Genomic DNA, 19,721 nt, shown 5'->3' with positions numbered 1-19,721 from the left:
CGCTGCTTCGCAGCTCCATTTCGGCCCGTGTTAGTGGCGTTATATTTCAAGGAGAGAAGTTTGGACCTTAAAGAATTTGTTTCAGAAACACTTGTTTCCATTGTTGATGGGGTAAGGGCTGCCCAAGAGCGATCTAGAGAGCTTGGTGCATCTGTGAATCCTGGCGGCCTCATGAGAAATAAAGACTCTGTGAGTGAAAACTCCATATGGGACAACCGAAATAATAACTACGCTCAATCAGTTGCCTTTGACATCGCAATAACCGCTGAAGACTCTGCAAAAGGTGGCGCTAAAGTAAAAGTTCTTTCGGGAATTTTCGGTGGTGATATTGGTGGAGAAAAAGGCTCGAAAAATATACTGGCAAGCAGAGTGCAATTTTCAGTACCAGTGCTTTTCCCTACTGAGGATGTTCTAGATGAGGGGGCTCGAACAGTTCAGAAACCTCAAGCCCAGATCCCAAATCCAATCAAGCCCATCAAATGAAATATAACAATCGCAGGCAGGATGCTACGGCCTAAGCTGCGCTTTGGCCGTAGCATCCTGCGGGCGTTATGAGTAATCATGGATAGAAAGTACAACCTAGATATTGCTGGCGAAATTAGATTTGGCCCACAGTATTTCGAGTTAGAAATTCAGGGAGTTAAAATCCCCAAATACTTCTATGGCTTTAATCGAGCCGAACTCGAAGGTGGCCGATATTTGGCAATCGAAGAGTGGCTTACAACGGATTATCAGAAAGGTCCAATTACTAGAGTTGCAATATTTGACTTGGAAAATGGTCTGGTCAGTAGGCTCAAAACCGTAGAAAAGGGTTTCGTTTCTAGCTTTAAATTAGCAAATGGAGTCTTCTCTTACCGAAAAGAGTTTCATGCCAAAGGTAACGTTGTTGAGTCCGTGCTTGATTGGTCCTCTATAAATAATTGGGAACTGACAAACTCATAACAAGCGGCTGCATCGGACAAATTCCGCTGTCATCTTTTGTGCAAAATACGCACAAAAGCCGCCAACAAAAATTTGCTCGGTGAGCCGGGCGTTATGAGTCAAAGGAACACTAGACCATGGAGCTAGGAAAAATATATAAGGGTGTCTCCGTTGATGAGCTCCACGTCGTACGTGACGGTGATTCTTTTCTAGTTTCATTCGATTTTGTTGCTTCTGGAGAAGCCATCAGTACCAAACTATCGGGTGTTCGCGATTCAGAGGATCTGTGTGAGATATTAAGAGCTGATAGATTGTGGGTGGAAAAAATGGAAGAAACCCAAGTTGAGTTTGGAGTATATAAACTGGGTGTATCTCATGAATATTACACAGAAATTTTCTTCGATGCTCTATCGTAGCCAAGCTCATAACAAACAGCAGCACGATAGCCCGGCAAAAAGCACCGGGCTGGACGGCCTACACGCCGCTTCGCTCTGTTTCGGCCGCCCGTGTGCTGGGCGTTATGTGTAAATCATGAATACTGAACTTCGAAAAATCATCTCCGACTTCAAAGAAAAAGTTGAAGAGGCCAATGAGCTACTAAAGAGGTATCTTGAGATTGATGAACCTCATAATTGGGGGCCGCCTATTGAGCAGGTTGGCATGCTTGGAGGGAAGCATAAGTACTTTTTTCACGGTATTGGCTGTAAAGTTCATATCAGTAAAAAAGACACTGTTGACTTCGACTATGGAGCCAATGGTCGTATTGATGGTTTCGATGAGTGGAGACTATGTGGCTTCGTTCGTACTCGTAGCAAGCAATATCCCAATGTAAAAGAAAGTGATATTAAACAATGGTTTCAAGAGGCTATTGAAGCCAAAGAAATAAAGAAAGCGGATCCGAGAGAATATGGCAATTTGTACTATCTCGTGCAAAACACATAACAAAGCAAGGCAAAATCGCCCTGCGGGCTGGACGCGCTAACGCGCGCCTTTGCTTGCGGCGTTATGACTAAGACTTACCCACGTTTAGTAGACACCCTGTATAGTTAGGTTTAGGCCTAACACGGAGGTGTATCATGGGTAAGAAAAGAACTCAGGCGTATACGGAGGAGTTCCGCAGAGAAGCAGTTAAGAGAGCGGAAAAGCCTGGAGCAACAACGGCTTCTGTGGCGCGAGAGCTAGGCGTCAGCGCACAGCAGATCTACAACTGGCGTCGTCAATTTAATCGACTGTCTGATAAGCAGTTCAATAGTTTAGACGGTGTCGACTATTCCAAACAGGAAAGCGCTGAAGTTCGCAAACTCAAGAAGGAGCTGCATGAAGCTCGTCAGGAGGTTGAGTTTCTAAAAAAGGCAGCTGCGTACTTTGCGAACCACCAAGAGTAAAGTACGCATTGATACAAGAGCATGTAGGGTCATTCCCGGTTAGCTTGATGTGTCGGTGTTTAGAAGTCTCAAGATCGGGTTATTATCGATGGCGGGGGCGATTGCCATCTGCTCGCACGATTAGAGAGATACGAACAATCGAGAAAATCCGAGAGACGTTTGCTGAGTTTAAAGGTCGTTATGGCGCGCCTAGAATTGCTTGCGAGCTTCAAGAGTTAGGTGAGCCATGCTCGCGGAACTACGTCGCTAAGCTTATGCAACAGGAACATATTAAAGCGAGAAACGGCAAAGGCTTTCGATATAGTCAGCCCGTGGAGGGGAGCATTAACGTCTCCGCCAACTTACTTAAGCGTTGCTTTGATGTGGATCGACCAAATTGCCGCTGGACCAGTGACATTACGTATATCTGGGTTCTGGATAGGTGGCTATACCTCGCGGTAGTTATGGATCTGTACTCTCGACGTATTGTAGGTTGGGCATTCGACTCGCAGATGACCGATGAATTGACACGTCGAGCATTGAAAATGGCCCTAGAGCGACGACCAATAAAGCCTGGACTGCTAGTTCACTCTGACAGGGGTGTGCAATATCGATCGCAGAAATACCAGGATCTCTTGTCCGAAAGCAAGTGCAAGCCGAGCATGAGTCGCCAGGCTAACTGTTGGGATAATGCGGCAATGGAATCATTCTTTAGCAGGCTAAAAGTCGAGCTGGTCTATGCCAGAACATTCGAAAGCGAAGAGCAAGCAAAATCTGAGGTGTTTGAATACATTGAGATTTTCTACAATAGGGTTCGTAGGCACTCTGCATTGGGCTATGTAAGTCCAGCAGAGTATGAGCGAAAATACGTATAGTTAGAGTGTCTACTTTTTGTGGGCAAGACCAGACTACAGGAAGCTTCGGTGATACCTAAAGAGCTAGATGATAAAACTGAAGGAACGATTGTCGAAAGGCAGAGTACGTTTGTACGTTTTGTTACAGCTGAATCCCACCAATATAAGATCAATTACATTCGAAAGAAGGAATTTCTATTCGACGAGCTTGTCTTTCGGGGAGTTTACGTAGTTTGTAGTCATCCTCTTCTAACGCATTATGAAGAAGACACTCTAGATATTTACGTGTCTTCAAGGGCAGAAAATGCTTCCGCATTAGCCAATGAGTTCTCGGATATGACAAGAAAAGAATATTATGGGTGGCTTACATTAGATGAATGTTTCAATTCACAATGTGATATCGTCTCTATATTAGATGACGGTTATGGTCTTCTGTATTCTGGGCCTAGTGGTCTTGGCAGAAAGGTAATTTCAAGGCTAAAAGAGTGTGGTATTTCCTTTTCCTCTCAATCACGAAAGCTAAAGTCCGCTGAAATTCCTAAAGTCTTGATTATGGGTGCCAATATTGTACTGGCGGAGGATTTTCGCGTTGAGAGAGAAAGGTCATAACAAAGGGTTGCAGTCGACGCCCAAAGCTCCGCACCTTTTTATGCAAGGTCGCTTCGCTCCCATTCTTGCACAAACGGCGCTGCGCTTCGGGCGAGCCTGCACCAAGCGTTATAAATCCGAATGAATAAAATTTCTGCAGCCGAGTTAGAAAGAATTGATAGTAAAGAGTGCCACAATGGCGCTCCGTTTACTGGTATTGCAGAAGCATTTTATGAAGATGGCACTCGATACTATAGGTATCAGTATGAAAATGGAGTGCAGCATGGCGAAACGATTAAATGGCATTCGGATGGCTCTTTTAGCCATATGTTAATAATGGCAAATGGAGAAACAGTAAAAATAGTTTTTCCTCATGAGCTAACTAAAGAAGAAATTGATAATTTATAACAAACCAAGGCAAAATCGCCCTTCGGGCTGGACGCGCTAAAGCGCGCCTTTGCTTGGGGCGTTATGTTTAAGACTTGCCCACGTTTAGTAGACACCCTGTATAGTTAGGTTTAGGCCTAACACGGAGGTGTATCATGGGTAAGAAAAGAACTCAGGCGTATACGGAGGAGTTCCGTAGAGAAGCGGTTAAGAGAGCGGAAAAGCCTGGAGCAACAACGGCTTCTGTGGCGCGAGTGCTAGGCGTCAGCGCACAGCAGATCTATAACTGGCGTCGTCAATTTAATCGACTGTCTGACAAGCAGTTCAATAGTTCAGACGGCGTCGACTATTCCAAACAAGAAAGCGCTGAAGTTCGCAAGCTCAAGAAGGAGCTGCATGAAGCTCGTCAGGAGGTTGAGTTTCTAATAAAGGCAGCTGTAGGTTCAACCTGTCAAGGCAACACCCTGTTTAATAACCTGCTTTGGTGTCGCAAAGTTCAGAGTTTTTCTTGGCCTGCTATTAAGCTCGTTAGCAACTTGATTGAGTTTCCTCTGAGTATGCTGTGCCAAGCATGTCCTTTTTGGGAAGTACTGACGGATTAAGCTGTTGGTATTTTCATTCGTTCCCCTTTGCCAGGGGCTCTGAGGATCGCAGAAGAAGACAGGAACACCCGTCTTTTCTGTAAATTCAGCGTGCTTCGCCAGTTCCATTCCTCGGTCCCACGTCAGTGATTGGCAAAGCTCTTTTGGAAGTTTTTTAAACTTAGCAACAAGCGCCTGGTTCACAGAAGCTGCATCTTTCCCTTTCAACTTAAGAATGATCGTATACCGCGATTTTCGATCAACAAGCGTGGCAATATGAGTGTTGTTTGAACCTGACACCAAGTCACCCTCCCAATGACCTAAAACACATCGTTCTTGTATCTCCTGAGGACGCTCCCTTATCGATGTACCGTTGACGATGTTGATAGTACCGCGCTCGCCTTTACGTGAATGTTGTTTGCTGTGACGAAGACTGTGAGACCGTCGCAAATGCTTTACTAGCTTATGATGAAGCGCTGAACGCACACGGAAGTAAAGTGTTTTATAGATAGTCTCTGCTGATATCTTCATTGATTCATCAGCCTGATATGTCTTCCGTAACCAACCCGATATTTGCTCTGGTGACCAGTTCAACTCCAATTTTTCCAAAACAAGCTTCTTTAGCCTCGGGTTTTGCTCTAGCAAATACGGCTTGGGGCGCCTTGCCATCCGCTTTGCACGGTTGTTTGCGTCTACTGCTTTATAGTATCGTCGCCCCCGATTTCTCTGAATCTCGCGCGAGATTGTGGATGGGTTCCGTTTCAAGGAGCGAGCGATTGCTCGAATACTTTGTTTTGCAGAAAGACCTGCACGTATTTCCTCGCGTTCGGCTAATGTGAGGTGTTGAGGAGATGGCTTTCTGGGTATTGGTTTAATTCCGCCAGTATCTCTCAAAACAGTAAAAATGGTTCCAGGCTTAGAATCTATGGCATTGGCAATTTCACTAAAGCCAATGCCCTTTTTCCAAGCATCGAAAATCCACTCTTTTTCTTCTGCTGTAAATATACGCTTCATTCAATGATCCCCCGATAGGCCATATTCCTACAGGGGTGTTGCACTGATCAATTAAATCTACAGCTGCGTACTTTGCGAACCATCAAGAGTAAAGTACGCGCTGATACAAGAGCATGTAGGGTCATTCCCGGTTAGCTTGATGTGTCGGTATTTAGAAGTCTCAAGATTGGGTTATTATCGATGGCGGGGGCGATTGCCATCTGCTCGCACGATTAGAAAGATACGAACAATCGAGAAAATCCGAGAGACGTTTGTTGAGTTTAAAGGTCGTTATGGCGCGCCTAGAATTGCTTGCGAGCTTCAAGAGTTAGGTGAGCCATGCTCGCGGAATTACGTCGCTAAGCTTATGTAACAGGAGCATATTAAAGCGAGAAACGGCAAAGGCTTTCGATATAGTCAGCCCGTAGAGGGGAGCATTAACGTCTCCGCCAACTTACTTAAGCGTTGCTTTGATATGGATCAACCAAATTGCCGCTGGACCAGTGACATTACGTATATCTGGGTTCTGGAGAGGTGGATATACCTCGCGGTAGTTATGGATTTGTACTATCGACGTATTGTAGGTTGGGCATTTGACTCGCAGATGACCGATGAATTGACACGTCGAGCGCTGAAAATGGCCCTAGAGCAACGACCAATAAAGCCTGGACTGCTAGTTCACTCTGACAGAGGTGTGCAATATCGATCGCAGAAATACCAGGATCTCTTGTCCGACAGCAAGTGCAAGCCGAGTATGAGTCGCCAGGCTAACTGTTGGGATAATGCGGCAATGGAATCATTCTTTAGCAGGCTAAAAGTCGAGCTGGTCTATGCCGGAACATTCGAAAGCGAAGAGCAAGCAAAATCTGAGGTGTTTGAATACATTGAGATTTTCTACAATAGGGTTCGTAGGCACTCTGCATTGGGCTATGAAAGTCCAGCAGAGTATGAGCGAAAATACGTATAGTTAGAGTGTCTGCTTTTTGTGGGCAAGACCAGTTTCACCGAAATTTAGATAATGCCAGTAATATTTGATTTAAAGGAATCTAAGTCACCATGGGCATCTTCAGTTAACGAAGTTCTTGAGGCGGATTGGCCAGAGTATATTGAATCCAATGGGGTTGTAGGTTCTCGTCAGTGGTGGCAGAGCTATGAAGCTGGTACTATACCCCATAAAAAAAAGAGCAGTGTTGTCACTTTTGTCGGCGAGAGAATCGACCAGTTTAACGAACAATACGATGCTGTAGAAATTGATCTTGATGGTTCGCTAATAGAGTATGATCGCTGCGGCTACTGGGATAGTGAAGCCGTCGCTGTAGGTACTAGGCTGGCGATTGAAACATTCGAGATTTGCGTAAAACAAAAATACGGTCCAACTACTTTTATATTTGAGCGGTTAGTTGAAACAATCAAAATATAATAAGGCGCTGTTGTCGCAGCCTTCGGCTGCTGGGACGGCCGAAACCTTCGCCCACTGCGTGGTCCGCCCCAAAGCTTGGCGTTAAGTGTCCTATGAAATGTAAGCACTGCGAATCAGAAATAGAATTACAATCTGCCATAGATAGTGCGGAGTTTTCCTGGCCTCTCCGCCAAATGGTTTGGTGCTTGTGTAGTAAATGTGGCAACGGCAATCATGTTCGCTTTGAAAGAGGCATTGCACAAGTAGTTAGCTTGTCAGGCTCCCCTGGTTACGAGTATGAAGTGCTTTCATCAACTAATGAGCCAACTATTGAGGTTCGTGCTGACCAAGAATATTTGCACGTGTGGCTGCAAGGTAAGCACCATGAGGTGCAAGCACGTGCGTAAAACACTTAACAAGGGCCGGCACCTCACCGCCTCTGGCGGCTGGACTCGCCACTGCGTGGCTCGCCTGTGCGGCCAGCGTTAAGGCTCCCTATGAGATTGCGAGGAAATTGGGATATTGATCGTGTTCCAACTAAAAAGGAGCGTATATTTACAATCGTAGTTTCCCTCATTATCTGCACATTTACTGGAACAGTATCTTACTTCGGGATGCTTATGTTCCTTAATGGAGAAGCTTCATTTTTAAGCTACTCGTTTTTCTATGTAACTTTCCTTCTATCCCTTTGGGCGTTGATTCGTGCATGTGTAAGTCGCGCGTCGAAACCTAGTGGGGTTGCAATTATGACTATTGGCTCATTCCTATTCTTAATTGGTGTAGCACTTCTATTTATCCCTTATGGCAATGCTTTTCAAGCATATTTTGTTTTTGTAGGGCTCTTCGGCGGTACCACCACCTTCCTTCAAGGGTTGCGTAAGCTAAATGTGCCTTAACAAAGTTATCAAGCATCGCCCGCGAGCGAGCTGGACCTCCACTCCGTTGCTTCGTTTATGGTTTAACGCTACGCTACCGCAAACAAACCAACGGCGTTATGGTGCAAGGAGCATGAAGTGAAGGAAGTCTTCCCAATCATTTTTGGAGTGTTATTTTGTTCGGTATTTGTTTGGTTCTTCCTCTGCTACCGACTATTTAAAATATTAGAAACCAGGCACCCTGATAAATATGCCTCGATGGGAAAGCCAAGCCTCATCATGAACAATTCTATTTCTAGCAATATTTCGTTTATGAAGTTTCTCTTCAAAAGAGAGTGGCGAGACCTTGGAGATTCGGGTTTGGCTACGCTAGGAAAGTCTATGTTGGTTTTCTTTGCTGTTTACATGATGGGTTTTCTAACCTTATTTTTTGTGGTGCCTCTAGGTTATGCACCATAACAAGGCGCTCAAGCGGGACAAAGTGCTGCGCACTTCGCCCCTTAGCTGAGCGTTAACTATTGTAAGAGACAAATGTGATATCTGATAAATTCGATAGAATTGAAAATCCAGACTGGGAGCCTGATGCTCTTGTGCAGGTATGTCTTTCCGGTAAAGATATTATCGTAAAGAATGGATACCAACCTCATTACAGGGTTAAAGTCGACTACCTCACGACTACAATTCATTGGTTTATTGATGCGGGGATTGCGGAACCTAACAGGCACACTCTAGCATTTGTTAAATTTATCACGCCAGAGGCATACCCAAATTGCCTAGAGACTGGTGCTAATCTGGAGGTTCTAGAAGGCTCAAGAGCAGTTGGCCATGCTGAGATACAGGAAATATATAATGAGCAATTACGTAAAGGCAGCTAACAATCACAGGCACGTTGCTACGGCCCTTCGGTCCTACGCGGGACGGCCTACGCTGCGCTCCAGCCGCCCGTGCTGTGGTCGTTACATGTCTATGAAGTTATTACTATTTATTATTTTTCTAGCTTTTACGCAGATAGCACTTGGTTCTGTAAGGTGTTCAGATCCCATTCATGGAAGTAAAGAAACTCTACACTCATGGGAGTTATATGGAGGCCTTGGCCATAAGTTCTATGCCGTAAGCCAATACAAGGGCTTTAAAATAAAGGAAGTGGTTATTTTCCTTGATGCAGGCAATAAAAATCCTGGTGCTTCGATCCCGATGAAATTCACTCTTCAAGGAGGGAAGGCTGAAGGAGAGTCTGATATCTCTGGAAACTGGAAAAGTGTTGAAATTGTTGCTTATTATGGGGAAGGAATCTGTGATCCCAAAATTGCAGTCAGTATCAGTATGTAACAAGTGACTATGGTTACTCGTCAAGTTTTTAAGCCATACTTTCATCCCAATAGGTGTTATTTTTCACCATCGCATTCAGGATGCGTAATCTGCTTTCTCATGCAGACAATCAGAGCAACCTTTTTAGGTTTACCAGCGTCGACTAATCGCTTATACATCGGCTTTAATTTGGGATGATGCTGAATGAATGCCATGATGACGACAAACAAAACCGTTCGTACACGATGCCTTCCTCCTCGAATATATCTCTTTCCCTGGAAGCTGCCGCTATCACGGTTCATCGGAGCGATACCGGAAAGTGCAGCGATTTCTTTACGGTTCAATTTTCCTAGTTCGGGAAGTTCACTCATCAGCGTATAAGCCAATACATTTCCAACTCCTTTAGCACTCAACAATAGGTCGCGCCTTTGCCGCCACTCAGACACACTGTTAACCAGTTTATCCAGTTGCTTGTCGATACCTTGTAACTCTTTCTTGATGGTGTTTAGAATGGCCTGTATAGGTTTGTGCACTGATTTCGGCATTCTCTGAAGCCGATTCTTTTGCTTTGCACTCATTTCTAAACACTGACTTCTTGCCGCCAGTAAGTCACTGATATCCCAGAGTTTTTCTGGCTTTAGCGCCGATAGTCTTGGCTTCATTGTCTCACCAAAATGTGCAATATCCATGCACCTAGCCTGTCAGTTTTGGCGAGGCGCCCTGCGGATTTAGCGAAGCTTCTTATCTGTGAAGGGTTGCAAACAACAACAGGTAATCCTGCTTTGTCAGCGGCGCAAACAAACTCTAATTCGAGTCTTCCTATAGACTCTATTAATACTCTTTGAGGTTTAAGAGGTTGTAGTTGTTTAATGGCATCTTTAATGCCATTTTTATCATTGGCAACACTAAAGAACTGGCCAGTAGGTCTCACATAAATATCGAGTTGTTTACTGCTGGTATCGATACCGACATTGATCTCTTGAGGTTCCATAAGATAAGCTATCTCCGCCTTGCTATTCGGGCTCGAGGCCCACATGACTATCCGAGTTATGCCTAGTGAGTGCTTATCACGTTCATACTTGTTATCGGTCTTTTACGAACCAGCCAAGCAGCGAACTGTGATAAACAAGGCCTTCGGTGGCCGCCGAAGGTGGGTCTCAATTTACCCGTTAACGAAAAGGATTTTCAACATCAGAATCGGGCAAGAACAACCATACAAGCACAAGCAGTTTGCTACAGACCTTCGGGCCTCCGCGGGACGCCCAACGCCATGCACGTTTTGCGCAGGTCGCTGCGCTCGCAGTTTCGCACAAAGCGTGCATAGCATTGGTCGCCCCTATTGCGGGCGTTATGCATCAGTAATAAGTAAATTTCTACTCTGGTTTATTTTAGTTTTATGCTCGGCGACAGCTGCTGCTCAAGAGCCGGCCGAAGAAATAGAGCCTATCTATCCTATGTCGCCAGTTTGTAGAGATCTTTCAGGGGTTGTGAAAGTAGCCTTTGAAATTGATGAGCATGGAGTACCTCATAAAATAAATGTGATAGAGGCAGAAACGGAAATATTCAATCGTGCTGCCATAAAAACATTAATGAAATATAGGTTCAAAGAGGGTACTTTCGTGGTAGGTAGCACTTACAATAAGATCCTTGAGTTCAAGCCAAAACAAACGTGCCACCGCAATGCATAACAAACGCAAGCAAGATGCTACGGCCCTTAGGGCCTCCACGGGACGCCCAATGAGAACAATCGTACTTTTTATGGTTTTATTTTCGCCATTAGCAGTGGGTACTGACTTGGAGCACCCCAAATGGTATCCGCATAAGAACTATTATGCATCGGATAAAGTCATCAAGGCCTTCGATATCGCTCAGGAGTATTTTGTAGAAAATGTAACTAGCGTCAGCCAACCTATCGATTATGAGTTTCATGCTTATGAAACAGATGGTGGCTATGTAGTTTCAATCATCATGCTTTATCGTGAAAAAAGTGGTGGGCATAGTGTGGCGATGGATGGCGAGCACTGTATTTATCTAAATAAACAATACACAATAAAAAGGTCAAGGCAATGCATAGCAGCGGGTCCAAATCCACTCGCTCAGTAATGCCTAACAAGGCGGTCAATGGCGCCTGCGGCTGGACCTCCTTACGCTACGCTCCAGTCGGCCCATTACCTTGACGTTAGGCACATAATGAGTATACGTTTAAAAAGTGGCCGTTATTGGGATCCTAGTGTTGATCCATTTTCTTATCAGGGTGCTACTGACAATAATAGAGAGCAGATAGTAGGAAGTGATATTTTAGGTTGTATTGGCTGTGGTGAAATATATCCACCATCTGAAATTACCAGATGGTGGGATGATGGAGCTACTGCCTGTTGTCCGCGCTGCGGAATGACAGGCGTTGTAGTTGGTTCGGAATCTGGTCTGGCTATCGATATTGAGATGCTAGAAATAGCTGGGGCACACCTTGTTCACTAGCTTGTACCAAATGCCTAACAAGCGCATGTTACTGGACTGGTTTTACATGTCTATGAAGTTATTGCTATTTATTATTTTTCTAACTTTTACGCAGATAGCGCTTGGTTCTGTAAGGTGTCCAGATCCCATTCATGGAAGTAAAGAAACTCTACATTCATGGAAGTTATATGGAGGCCTTGGCCATAAGTTCTATGCCGTAAGCCAATACAAGGGCTTTAAAATAAAGGAAGTGATTATTTTCCTTGATGCAGGCAATAAAAATCCTGGTGCTTCGATCCCGATGAAATTCACTGTTCAAGGAGGCAAGGCTGAAGGGGAGTTTGATATCTCTGGAAACTGGGAAAGTGTTGAAATTGTTGCTTATTATGGGGAAGGAATCTGTGATCCCAAAATTGCAGTCAGTATCAGTATGTAACAAGCCTCAACAATCGCTCCCGTTGGTTGCTGGGACTACGCTTATTTGTCTGCCCCTGTACGGGGCGTTATGCACAGTCAGGCGATTAGAATGAACCCTGAAATGAGTTTCGATGAGGCCGCAAGTAAAACCATAAATAGCGGCTTACTATCCGAGGAAGAGATTAAGACCCTGCAATCATCTCTAGCAGAAATGAGAAATCTCGCAGATAAAAAGCCTTTCACAAAGACCGATGAGCGGAAGCTATCAGAGCTTAGGTATACCTTTGACGATCTAGCAGTTAAGGGGATGCCAGAATTTGAATACCTAAGACCTCAACCTAAATCGGTATTCACTAAGGTTTACCCGGTCATTTTTGGCGTTTTAGTTGTCATTATTTACATCTATTTTACAGGACAAAGTGCATAATAAACGCATTAAAGCCGACCCATTACACGCTTGCTGAGGCGGCACAAGGCCGAAAAAGACTAGCAAGCGTCTAATGGGCGCCTTATGTGGGCGTTCAAAGGAGATGAACATGCAATCTGTAACTAGAGGAATATTTTTCATATTGGTATTTATTCTCTTTATCTTTGGAGTAATAGACGTTGCAGAGCAAATCAAAGCAGGAGAAGAAGTCAGGTGGCGAGTACCTATAATTTTCTTAGGATTTGGTGCCGGTATACCACTCGTTCTATTCTCGTTTCCTGAAATGTTTAGTACCGAAAATGATGCTTATGCAGGCAAAGAGTCCGGTGAGTGTTCATCAGACGATTGTGGCGGCGATGGCGGTAGTGACTAAACAATGCGCTAAATACTTAACAAGTGTTGGTACACCGACAAAATTGGCGCTGCGCCTCAATTTTGCTTATGCTACGGGCGTTATCTTTCTAGGAGGTTCTGTGGCTTAGAAATGCCAAAACTGTAGTACAGAGATCGAAGAATCCAGCTTTGAAGTTTGCTGGAACTGCGGCTGTGAGAGAGGGCAAGCAAAGCCACCTAAATCGAAGACCCAGGCCCTTAAATGCCTTCGCTGTGATTCGGCGATGCTAGAGCTAGGTTCCAAAGAGTTTCACGAGGGCACTCGATGGGGCGCAATTGGAAATCTCGGGGAGTTGTTTGTAGATAAACAAGTGCTCGATATGTTTGCTTGTGAATCCTGCGGCAAAGTTGAGTTCTTCTTACCCAGCGCAGGAGAAAGATAACAAGGCACTGTAGGCGGATTTCAGCCAGCCCGGCTCTGCTCGTGCCTCGCAATTTTAGCCGGGCAGTCTGCTCCCGCTAAGTGGAGCGTTATATTTTTTATTCAGTCTTTATTTTTTATCAACAAAGGGAAATTGTTCATGAAAGAAGGAGTTGAAAAAATTAAAAGTGAGATCAGTTCAAAAATTTTATTCTGGAATAATATAAAAAGCCGTAGATTTAAAGCCGGTTTAATCGTAATATTTATTGGCATAATTTGCTTAAAATTTTATACAACCATTTTCACCTTTGACTGGCTCGCCAACTTAATCAAATCGTTATAGACTAGCTTGTAAATATAACAAGTAAATCAATATGACACCTACGGCATACATTGTTTTGGCGTTAGCTGTACGAAACTATGAGACTATTTATAACCCTATCTACATCTACATTGCTTGTTGCAGGCTGTATTCCCGGAATACACACTGCAATGTGTATTGACTCAAAGATTCCACGTCCGATCTATCAGGATGAAGGGGTTCATTCAATCGAATTTAAATACTCCGATCAGCCCAAAATTGAAAGAAATATTCAATGCGAGTCATACTTTGATGCGCAGTGTAGTACAAGGGGAAATTATAGAACTTGGAGAGAGGTAGGAAGGGATAGCCAATACCAGGAGCATACTATTCAGGTTCAAGACTCGAAATTGGGCAAGGTTGAAATTCCACTTCCCCTTTGTAACGAGCTTGTAAAGCGAGAGAAAGTCAAACCTCCGCAGAACATTAGAATCAATGGTGAAACATATTTTCACCTATCTTCAGCTAATGGTCTTCATACATATAAACCATCAGGCTTTGGTGTCACTGAGTCGCAACATGTTATGTTATCGTACACATTAGCCATAAAGTATGTGCCATCAACCAAATAGCTAACAAAGCGGTCAACGAACGCCAGCAAGCTGCCCGTTATCTTGGCGTTACTTACGGAGGAACTCTTGAAAAAACAATCTTATTTTTATTCATTATATTTGTCACAAGCAATACCATCGCCCAGGAAGACGATTATTACTTAAGAATATCTTATGGCAGCGTTGACACTGATATTGAAGCCCAAGAAGTTATAGATAGTTATAATTTTTCACTATCAGATTCAGAAGGCTGGAGCTTTTCTGCCGGTTACCGGATCAATAGATACCTCGCTTTGGAAGGTGGATTTAGCGATTTAGCGATTTAGCGATTTAGGGGAATCTAGTGGAATGTACCACTTTCCAAGCACAGATACTAACTTTAGCATTACAGAAAACCTCAGCTCAGAGATTAAGTTAAAAACACTAGGCTTATCTATTTCTACTGATACGAAAAAGGCATTATATACAGGGCTTCGATTTGGATATCAGCGCTGGGATGTTAAATATAAATTCAAAGGGGAGTATTTGGAGTACCTTGCGGCCCCAACTGTTATTGGTGCTCCAGGTAGTGGGGGACCTGTTGAATACTCAGAATCAAGTAAATGGCGTAACGATGGTTACGATTGGTACTATGGGATATCAGCAGGTTGGAATTATCAGAGTTGGGCAATAAGCCTGGAACACACAATCTATAAGATGGATAACGAAACCCCTTCTTTCGCTGCATTAGCCCTTAGCTACAATTTCTGAATCATCGGTTTGCAGATTCAAAGGCGGCCTCATGGAGGGCCGCGCCGTTATTAAAATAGTATCAGACCCTTGATACATCTCTATCTAGATCAATTCTCACGGATAGACCAAGTGGTATGATAACAACTCTAGAAAAATTAGGCGCTACGTGACAATCTAAGTGTTCACCGTCATCGCTATGAGTCCTCACTTAACGTCCAGTAGCTCAAGCAGCAGAGATTGGTGCATGGTATCATTGGTTTAATGTTTCTCTTAAGAGGTAGGTATTTAGCAAATTAATGCTATTCATCTCAGCACTAGGGTTTCATCGGGCCGTCACTACTTCGCAGATCCGGTCATAAAAAATATTATTAATCATGAAAATCGGTAAATTCAAAGACTTTCATTCCCAACTTATATTCTCTATAGGGGTCGGATTTATTTACCCAGCGGTTCTTTCATTACTTCTTGGACTCTCTTCCTACATCGACTTATTTAATTCGTTAATAATCGATGGAAAGTTGTATGATCCACGTGTTCCCAGGCACCTAGAGATCTTAATGAATCATCAATTCCCTATGGGTTTAAATTTCTCAGAATGGAGCAAGATTCTTGACTTAACTGCCTTTTTAAGTTGCGTTTTAATTGCTTCATTGTTGACATATACACTTAACTGCAAAATGAATATGAGGAACTGGTGTCTATCTCTTATTTATTCGCTCGCTATTGTCTTCGTAGTAACTTTTTATTATCTACCTATCGTGACGGTTTGGATTCTTGCGCTAAATCAAATATCTACCATGATAGCTATACTTGTTGTCCCATTTCTGGTTTCAGTCATATCTCGATGGATCTTTTTAACAAACGCAGGTACGCAGGACTAAATGTCCGTTGCGCTTCAATTTAGTCCATACCGCGGGCGTTATACCCAAGACCTATTCACGTTTAGTAGGTACCCTATATAGTTATAAAATCCACTATAAGCTAACGAGAACTAAGGAATATCCGGAAAGCACCCTCATGTAGTCTATACCTTAGGCCTGTTGGCCAAGGGCTACAGCACGGATTGCTATTCGAAACCCCGTAGAAAAATCGCGACGTTATCAATATAGGCTGCCCCTGCAGCTTAATCAGTTGTCACGGATATATCCCTTTCAATAGCCCGCAGGAATAATGGTTTTTCACGCCAGCTTAATGCCGGCTATTTTACCTTTAACTCTACACCTTCAAATTTCTCTTACCACCGTCACCAATGTCCACATAGCGAATGGCGCAAACTGCTAGATTGAGTTATCTAGTGCTGGAACAGACTCCACAGGTAAACCTTTGTCATTGGGAAACCCAAAGTGCAAGGTCAAGAATCATCGCCAAATAATCAAAACAACAGCGACCAGCAATCGCTGGATTTGCAGAACGCTGATATTGATGCAGTTTACACTGAACTAAACACATCACCCGCCGGCCTCACCAAAAATGAAGCCAGCGCCCGCCTGCAAAAATATGGTCCCAATGCCATTCAGGAGAAGGAGCAAAGCGCACTCACTAAGTTTTTGCGATTTTTCTGGGGCCCCATTCCCTGGATGATTGAAGCGGCCGCATTGCTCTCTGCATTAATTGGCCACTGGCCCGATTTCGCCATCATTATGGCCCTGCTGTTGTACAACGCGATTGCCGGGTTTTGGCAGGAACACAAAGCTGCCAATGCGCTGGCAGCACTGAAGGCCAGTATGGCGCCCAAAGCCAATGTGTTAAGGGATGGGGAGTATCAATCCATCGATGCCGCGATGGTGGTCCCAGGGGATATAGTGCGAATCAAGCTAGGGCAAGTCGTGCCCGCTGACGTGCGCTTTACTGAAGGGAAGTCCATCAGTATTGATCAAGCCGCCCTTACCGGAGAATCTCTACCCGTCAGTAAGAGCATCGGTGATATTGGCTATTCCAGCAGTATCGCCAAACGGGGGGAGATGACCGCTGTTGTCATCGGTACCGGGCACAATACATTCTTTGGGCGCACCGCCCAACTTGTTGCCGGCGCAGGGCAAAATGCCTCACATTCGCAGAAAGCCGTCACCCATATCGGTGACTTCCTCATCGTGCTGTGTTTGGTGTTGGCCGTTATTCTGGTAGGCACAGAGCTATACCGCGATATCGTGGTCGCCGAAACATGGCACTGGTCAGATATCATCAATATTCTTCGCACTGTACTGGTGTTGCTGATCGCATCGATTCCCGTTGCCATGCCTTCGGTCATCACTGTGACCAATGCTCTCGGTGCCCTGGCGCTATCCCGAAAAAAAGCGATCGTCTCGCGGCTGGAGTCCATCGAAGAGTTGGCTGGTGTTGATATCCTCTGCTCAGATAAAACTGGCACCCTCACCAAGAACCAATTGTGCCTCGAAGAACCTACCTTATTCAGTGCGGAAAACAACGGCCAGTTGATCCTTGCCGCCGCTATCGCATCTGAAGCAGGCGCCAGTGATCCAATTGATCAAGCAATTTTTACCGGCCTGAAAAATAAGGAAGAACTGAAGAAATATAAGGTTGATGAATTCACTCCCTTTGATCCGGTGAGCAAACGCACTGAAGTCAAGGTACAGAATCAGGATGGGCAAACCCTATATTTCAGCAAAGGGGCCCCCCAGGCTATTGTCGACTTATGTAGCTTGAGTGGTGCCGAGGCCGACAAAGCCACTGCTTGTGTGCAACAACAGGCCTCCAGGGGGCTACGCTCCCTGGGTGTTGCGCAGAAGGCAAACGGCTCACCGTGGCAATTCCTGGGTATTCTGTCTCTTGAAGACCCACCTCGGGATGACTCCAAAGACACTATTCAGCGCGCACGGGAACACGGGCTTCAAGTAAAAATGATTACGGGCGACGATGTGGCTATCGGCAAGGAAATCGCCACTCAAGTCGGTATTGGAACAAATATTTTCGCTGCCAGTAGTGTGTTTACAAAGTCCCAGGATATGGACCACCTGCCATCTACTATCGTCGATACCGTTGAGCGTGCAGATGGATTTGGGCGAGTGTTTCCCGAACATAAATATGCCATTGTGAAAGCATTGCAGGGCAGGGGTCACCAGGTTGCCATGACTGGTGATGGTGTGAACGATGCGCCGGCCCTTAAGCAAGCTGACTGTGGTATCGCCGTTAGCGGAGCTACCGACGCCGCACGCGCGGCTGCAGCCATTATCCTGACCTCTCCCGGACTATCTACCATCGTCGATGCCATCGATGAAGCCCGAAAAATATTTGAACGCATTATTAACTACGTACTTTTCCGGGTATCCATGACTCTAGATATTATGGTGGTGGTTGTCTTTGCTACCATAATGTTCGGCTTCTCGCCCCTAACCCCGGTTATGATCGTACTAGTGGCTCTTCTTGATGACATCCCCATTATGACCATTGCCTACGATAATACTCTGCTTCCCAAGGAACCTGTGCATTGGCAAATGCGAGACCTATTACTGGGCTCCAGCATTATCGGCCTTTTTTCTATTGCTCAAACAATGGGTATTCTCTTTATTGGAATGGAATGGCTCAATAACACCAACTGGCAATCCTGGATCGCATTAAATAAAGAGCAAATTCAAACTATCGTATTTTTACAGATCGTAGCGGGTGGACATCTACTGTTATTCGTTGTGCGCTCTCGTACAGCTTTCTTTTCCAAACCACTACCCGCATTCCCTCTGTTTATCGCAATTGTTGGTACCCAAGCATTTACCGTACTGATGTGCGGATTCGGCTGGCTGGTACCGGCAATACCCTGGACCATAATCGGTCTGGTATGGCTATACATGATTATCTGGATGTTTTTCCTGGACCTGGTCAAGAAACTTCTTTATCGAAGATTAAGTGATATCTGAGCCATCTACAAAAGCCTAAAAAAGGTAGGCAGTCGAACTATGAATTGTTTCGAAGATTTCAGGGTAAAGCCTGACAGCAAGATAAAGCTCTCCGAAATAGATCCGGGCTTCAAACATTGTTACGAAAGTCGTGAAGAGGCACTCCCAGATACCCAGCGTATAGATGAGCAGATACGTTCATTCACTTACAAGCTTTACGCTGAGCGTAAAACATCTCTACTTATCTGCTTGCAGGGAATAGATGCCTCGGGGAAAGATGGCACCATCAAGCATGTATTAGGCGCAACAAATCCACAAATGTGTAGAGCGATTTCCTTTAAGGAACCTTCAAAAGAAGAGAGCGAGCATGATTTCTTATGGCGATATCACAAAGTAACCCCTGCGCGAGGGCATATATCAATCTTTAACCGCTCTCAGTATGAGGGCGTACTGATTGAACGAGTGCATAGCCTGGTTCCAATGGAGATTTGGAGTGAACGCTATGAACAAATTAACAACTTTGAAAAATTACTCTCTGAAAGCAACACAATAATACTGAAATTTTTCCTTTATATCAGCCAGGATGAGCAGTTAGAGAGATTCAAGCAGCGTATTGACGATCCCGCCAAACAGTGGAAAATCAGCGAAAGTGATTATACTGAGGCAAAATATTGGGATGAGTATATCTGTGCTTTTGAAGATATGCTAAATCAATGCAGCACCAAATCCGCACCCTGGTTTGTTATCCCCGCAAACCACAAATGGTTCCGGGACTTGGCTGTAGCTTCAATTATTTCTGAAGCATTAAAGAAATTAAACCCCCAGTTTCCTGCCCCCACTGTTAACCTGGAAGAGATAAAAACCAAGTATCATCAACTTAAGAATTCGCAATAAACTAAAACCC

The 19,721-nt window shown here is 44.5% G+C and carries 27 protein-coding genes and 1 pseudogene; 25 read left to right on the top strand and 3 right to left on the bottom strand.

Annotated elements, in window-relative coordinates:
* Positions 1–60: 60 nt before the first annotated feature.
* From ACJJIN_RS20400 to ACJJIN_RS20360, 9 genes and pseudogenes are all read left to right on the top strand, one after another.
* Positions 61–483 carry a hypothetical protein gene (locus ACJJIN_RS20400; RefSeq protein WP_444895979.1) on the top strand — a complete coding sequence of 141 codons (423 nt, stop codon included), beginning with the start codon at positions 61–63 and terminating at the stop codon, positions 481–483.
* A 78-nt stretch (positions 484–561) separates the two neighbouring features.
* Entirely contained in the window at positions 562–942 is a 381-nt protein-coding gene (locus ACJJIN_RS20395) for a hypothetical protein (protein ID WP_444895978.1), read from the top strand.
* A gap of 116 nt (positions 943–1,058) precedes the next feature.
* Positions 1,059–1,337, top strand: coding sequence for a hypothetical protein (locus tag ACJJIN_RS20390; protein ID WP_444895977.1), 279 nt, complete (start codon positions 1,059–1,061; stop codon positions 1,335–1,337).
* A gap of 115 nt (positions 1,338–1,452) precedes the next feature.
* A complete protein-coding gene (locus tag ACJJIN_RS20385) occupies positions 1,453–1,863 on the top strand; it encodes a DUF6896 domain-containing protein (protein ID WP_444895976.1) in 411 nt (136 codons plus the stop codon).
* A gap of 134 nt (positions 1,864–1,997) precedes the next feature.
* Positions 1,998–2,306 carry a transposase gene (locus ACJJIN_RS20380; protein ID WP_444895975.1) on the top strand — a complete coding sequence of 103 codons (309 nt, stop codon included), beginning with the start codon at positions 1,998–2,000 and terminating at the stop codon, positions 2,304–2,306.
* Positions 2,307–2,314: 8 nt separating this feature from the next.
* Positions 2,315–3,160: an IS3 family transposase gene (locus ACJJIN_RS20375; RefSeq protein ID WP_444895974.1), complete on the top strand. Its 846-nt coding sequence runs from the start codon at positions 2,315–2,317 to the stop codon at positions 3,158–3,160.
* Positions 3,161–3,208: 48 nt separating this feature from the next.
* Positions 3,209–3,748: a hypothetical protein gene (locus tag ACJJIN_RS20370; protein WP_444895973.1), complete on the top strand. Its 540-nt coding sequence runs from the start codon at positions 3,209–3,211 to the stop codon at positions 3,746–3,748.
* 120 nt (positions 3,749–3,868) lie between these two features.
* On the top strand, positions 3,869–4,135 hold the full coding sequence (locus ACJJIN_RS20365; protein ID WP_444895972.1) for a toxin-antitoxin system YwqK family antitoxin: 267 nt from the start codon (positions 3,869–3,871) through the stop codon (positions 4,133–4,135).
* A 134-nt stretch (positions 4,136–4,269) separates the two neighbouring features.
* A pseudogene (locus ACJJIN_RS20360) lies at positions 4,270–4,497 on the top strand (transposase); the annotation flags it as partial.
* A gap of 60 nt (positions 4,498–4,557) precedes the next feature.
* Here the strand turns inward: ACJJIN_RS20360 and ACJJIN_RS20355 are convergent.
* Positions 4,558–5,709 (bottom strand): IS30 family transposase, encoded by a 1,152-nt coding sequence (locus tag ACJJIN_RS20355; RefSeq protein ID WP_444895971.1) that lies wholly within the window; start codon positions 5,707–5,709, stop codon positions 4,558–4,560.
* A gap of 139 nt (positions 5,710–5,848) precedes the next feature.
* Between ACJJIN_RS20355 and ACJJIN_RS20350 the strand changes: the two genes are divergently transcribed.
* The 7 genes from ACJJIN_RS20350 (at position 5,849) to ACJJIN_RS20320 (ending at position 9,291) form a co-directional block, all read left to right on the top strand.
* The gene (locus ACJJIN_RS20350) at positions 5,849–6,061 is read left to right on the top strand and encodes an IS3 family transposase (RefSeq protein ID WP_444895970.1); all 213 of its coding nucleotides are present in this window, start codon (positions 5,849–5,851) and stop codon (positions 6,059–6,061) included.
* A 9-nt stretch (positions 6,062–6,070) separates the two neighbouring features.
* Positions 6,071–6,655: an IS3 family transposase gene (locus ACJJIN_RS20345; protein WP_444898277.1), complete on the top strand. Its 585-nt coding sequence runs from the start codon at positions 6,071–6,073 to the stop codon at positions 6,653–6,655.
* Between the two features lie 51 nt (positions 6,656–6,706).
* On the top strand, positions 6,707–7,108 hold the full coding sequence (locus ACJJIN_RS20340; protein WP_444895969.1) for a hypothetical protein: 402 nt from the start codon (positions 6,707–6,709) through the stop codon (positions 7,106–7,108).
* Positions 7,109–7,584: 476 nt separating this feature from the next.
* Positions 7,585–7,983: a hypothetical protein gene (locus ACJJIN_RS20335; protein WP_444895968.1), complete on the top strand. Its 399-nt coding sequence runs from the start codon at positions 7,585–7,587 to the stop codon at positions 7,981–7,983.
* Positions 7,984–8,100: 117 nt separating this feature from the next.
* On the top strand, positions 8,101–8,421 hold the full coding sequence (locus ACJJIN_RS20330) for a hypothetical protein (RefSeq protein WP_444895967.1): 321 nt from the start codon (positions 8,101–8,103) through the stop codon (positions 8,419–8,421).
* Positions 8,422–8,495: 74 nt separating this feature from the next.
* Positions 8,496–8,837: a hypothetical protein gene (locus tag ACJJIN_RS20325; RefSeq protein WP_444895966.1), complete on the top strand. Its 342-nt coding sequence runs from the start codon at positions 8,496–8,498 to the stop codon at positions 8,835–8,837.
* Between the two features lie 85 nt (positions 8,838–8,922).
* A complete protein-coding gene (locus tag ACJJIN_RS20320; protein ID WP_444895965.1) occupies positions 8,923–9,291 on the top strand; it encodes a hypothetical protein in 369 nt (122 codons plus the stop codon).
* 56 nt (positions 9,292–9,347) lie between these two features.
* Here the strand turns inward: ACJJIN_RS20320 and ACJJIN_RS20315 are convergent, their stop codons facing one another.
* Entirely contained in the window at positions 9,348–9,959 is a 612-nt protein-coding gene (locus ACJJIN_RS20315; RefSeq protein ID WP_444895964.1) for a transposase, read from the bottom strand.
* The gene (locus ACJJIN_RS20310; RefSeq protein ID WP_444895963.1) at positions 9,929–10,261 is read right to left on the bottom strand and encodes an IS110 family transposase; all 333 of its coding nucleotides are present in this window, start codon (positions 10,259–10,261) and stop codon (positions 9,929–9,931) included. Before ACJJIN_RS20310 ends, ACJJIN_RS20315 begins: the two co-directional genes overlap by 31 nt.
* Positions 10,262–10,586: 325 nt before the next feature.
* On the opposite strand from ACJJIN_RS20310, the gene ACJJIN_RS20305 reads away from it, so the two are divergent.
* The 9 genes from ACJJIN_RS20305 to ACJJIN_RS20265 all read left to right on the top strand — a co-directional run bounded on the left by ACJJIN_RS20305 (position 10,587) and on the right by ACJJIN_RS20265 (position 19,711).
* The gene (locus ACJJIN_RS20305) at positions 10,587–10,958 is read left to right on the top strand and encodes a TonB family protein (RefSeq protein WP_444895962.1); all 372 of its coding nucleotides are present in this window, start codon (positions 10,587–10,589) and stop codon (positions 10,956–10,958) included.
* Between the two features lie 49 nt (positions 10,959–11,007).
* Entirely contained in the window at positions 11,008–11,373 is a 366-nt protein-coding gene (locus ACJJIN_RS20300; RefSeq protein WP_444895961.1) for a hypothetical protein, read from the top strand.
* A gap of 87 nt (positions 11,374–11,460) precedes the next feature.
* Positions 11,461–11,748, top strand: a complete 288-nt coding sequence (locus ACJJIN_RS20295; protein WP_444895960.1) for a hypothetical protein — start codon at positions 11,461–11,463, stop codon at positions 11,746–11,748.
* A 46-nt stretch (positions 11,749–11,794) separates the two neighbouring features.
* On the top strand, positions 11,795–12,163 hold the full coding sequence (locus ACJJIN_RS20290) for a hypothetical protein (RefSeq protein ID WP_444895959.1): 369 nt from the start codon (positions 11,795–11,797) through the stop codon (positions 12,161–12,163).
* A gap of 90 nt (positions 12,164–12,253) precedes the next feature.
* Positions 12,254–12,571 (top strand): hypothetical protein, encoded by a 318-nt coding sequence (locus tag ACJJIN_RS20285; protein WP_444895958.1) that lies wholly within the window; start codon positions 12,254–12,256, stop codon positions 12,569–12,571.
* 109 nt (positions 12,572–12,680) lie between these two features.
* Positions 12,681–12,944 (top strand): hypothetical protein, encoded by a 264-nt coding sequence (locus tag ACJJIN_RS20280; protein ID WP_444895957.1) that lies wholly within the window; start codon positions 12,681–12,683, stop codon positions 12,942–12,944.
* Between the two features lie 1,641 nt (positions 12,945–14,585).
* Complete coding sequence (locus ACJJIN_RS20275) at positions 14,586–14,987, top strand: hypothetical protein (RefSeq protein ID WP_444895956.1); 402 nt, start codon at positions 14,586–14,588, stop codon at positions 14,985–14,987.
* A 1,325-nt stretch (positions 14,988–16,312) separates the two neighbouring features.
* Positions 16,313–18,838, top strand: a complete 2,526-nt coding sequence (locus tag ACJJIN_RS20270) for a plasma-membrane proton-efflux P-type ATPase (protein WP_444895955.1) — start codon at positions 16,313–16,315, stop codon at positions 18,836–18,838.
* A 39-nt stretch (positions 18,839–18,877) separates the two neighbouring features.
* Positions 18,878–19,711, top strand: coding sequence for a polyphosphate kinase 2 family protein (locus ACJJIN_RS20265; RefSeq protein WP_444895954.1), 834 nt, complete (start codon positions 18,878–18,880; stop codon positions 19,709–19,711).
* Positions 19,712–19,721: the final 10 nt, after the last annotated feature.

The organism is Microbulbifer maximicatervae (SeqCode) (assembly GCF_052467505.1).
The sequence above is the reverse complement of the archived record's forward strand: the minus strand, read 5'-3'. Positions and strand labels throughout refer to the sequence as shown.

Excerpts from the sequence above, each read along its gene's own strand:
- ACJJIN_RS20340 (WP_444895969.1), top strand. The coding sequence starts at position 6,707 with ATGCCAGTAATATTTGATTTAAAGGAATCTAAGTCACCATGGGCATCT.
- ACJJIN_RS20265 (WP_444895954.1), top strand. The coding sequence starts at position 18,878 with ATGAATTGTTTCGAAGATTTCAGGGTAAAGCCTGACAGCAAGATAAAG.
- ACJJIN_RS20320 (WP_444895965.1), top strand. The coding sequence starts at position 8,923 with ATGTCTATGAAGTTATTACTATTTATTATTTTTCTAGCTTTTACGCAG.
- ACJJIN_RS20395 (WP_444895978.1), top strand. The coding sequence starts at position 562 with ATGGATAGAAAGTACAACCTAGATATTGCTGGCGAAATTAGATTTGGC.
- ACJJIN_RS20300 (WP_444895961.1), top strand. The coding sequence starts at position 11,008 with ATGAGAACAATCGTACTTTTTATGGTTTTATTTTCGCCATTAGCAGTG.
- ACJJIN_RS20335 (WP_444895968.1), top strand. The coding sequence starts at position 7,585 with ATGAGATTGCGAGGAAATTGGGATATTGATCGTGTTCCAACTAAAAAG.
- ACJJIN_RS20290 (WP_444895959.1), top strand. The coding sequence starts at position 11,795 with ATGTCTATGAAGTTATTGCTATTTATTATTTTTCTAACTTTTACGCAG.
- ACJJIN_RS20385 (WP_444895976.1), top strand. The coding sequence starts at position 1,453 with ATGAATACTGAACTTCGAAAAATCATCTCCGACTTCAAAGAAAAAGTT.
- ACJJIN_RS20390 (WP_444895977.1), top strand. The coding sequence starts at position 1,059 with ATGGAGCTAGGAAAAATATATAAGGGTGTCTCCGTTGATGAGCTCCAC.
- ACJJIN_RS20310 (WP_444895963.1), bottom strand. The coding sequence starts at position 10,261 with ATGGAACCTCAAGAGATCAATGTCGGTATCGATACCAGCAGTAAACAA.
- ACJJIN_RS20350 (WP_444895970.1), top strand. The coding sequence starts at position 5,849 with ATGTGTCGGTATTTAGAAGTCTCAAGATTGGGTTATTATCGATGGCGG.
- ACJJIN_RS20355 (WP_444895971.1), bottom strand. The coding sequence starts at position 5,709 with ATGAAGCGTATATTTACAGCAGAAGAAAAAGAGTGGATTTTCGATGCT.
- ACJJIN_RS20380 (WP_444895975.1), top strand. The coding sequence starts at position 1,998 with ATGGGTAAGAAAAGAACTCAGGCGTATACGGAGGAGTTCCGCAGAGAA.
- ACJJIN_RS20365 (WP_444895972.1), top strand. The coding sequence starts at position 3,869 with ATGAATAAAATTTCTGCAGCCGAGTTAGAAAGAATTGATAGTAAAGAG.
- ACJJIN_RS20315 (WP_444895964.1), bottom strand. The coding sequence starts at position 9,959 with ATGGATATTGCACATTTTGGTGAGACAATGAAGCCAAGACTATCGGCG.
- ACJJIN_RS20275 (WP_444895956.1), top strand. The coding sequence starts at position 14,586 with ATGTACCACTTTCCAAGCACAGATACTAACTTTAGCATTACAGAAAAC.
- ACJJIN_RS20285 (WP_444895958.1), top strand. The coding sequence starts at position 12,254 with ATGAACCCTGAAATGAGTTTCGATGAGGCCGCAAGTAAAACCATAAAT.
- ACJJIN_RS20280 (WP_444895957.1), top strand. The coding sequence starts at position 12,681 with ATGCAATCTGTAACTAGAGGAATATTTTTCATATTGGTATTTATTCTC.
- ACJJIN_RS20295 (WP_444895960.1), top strand. The coding sequence starts at position 11,461 with ATGAGTATACGTTTAAAAAGTGGCCGTTATTGGGATCCTAGTGTTGAT.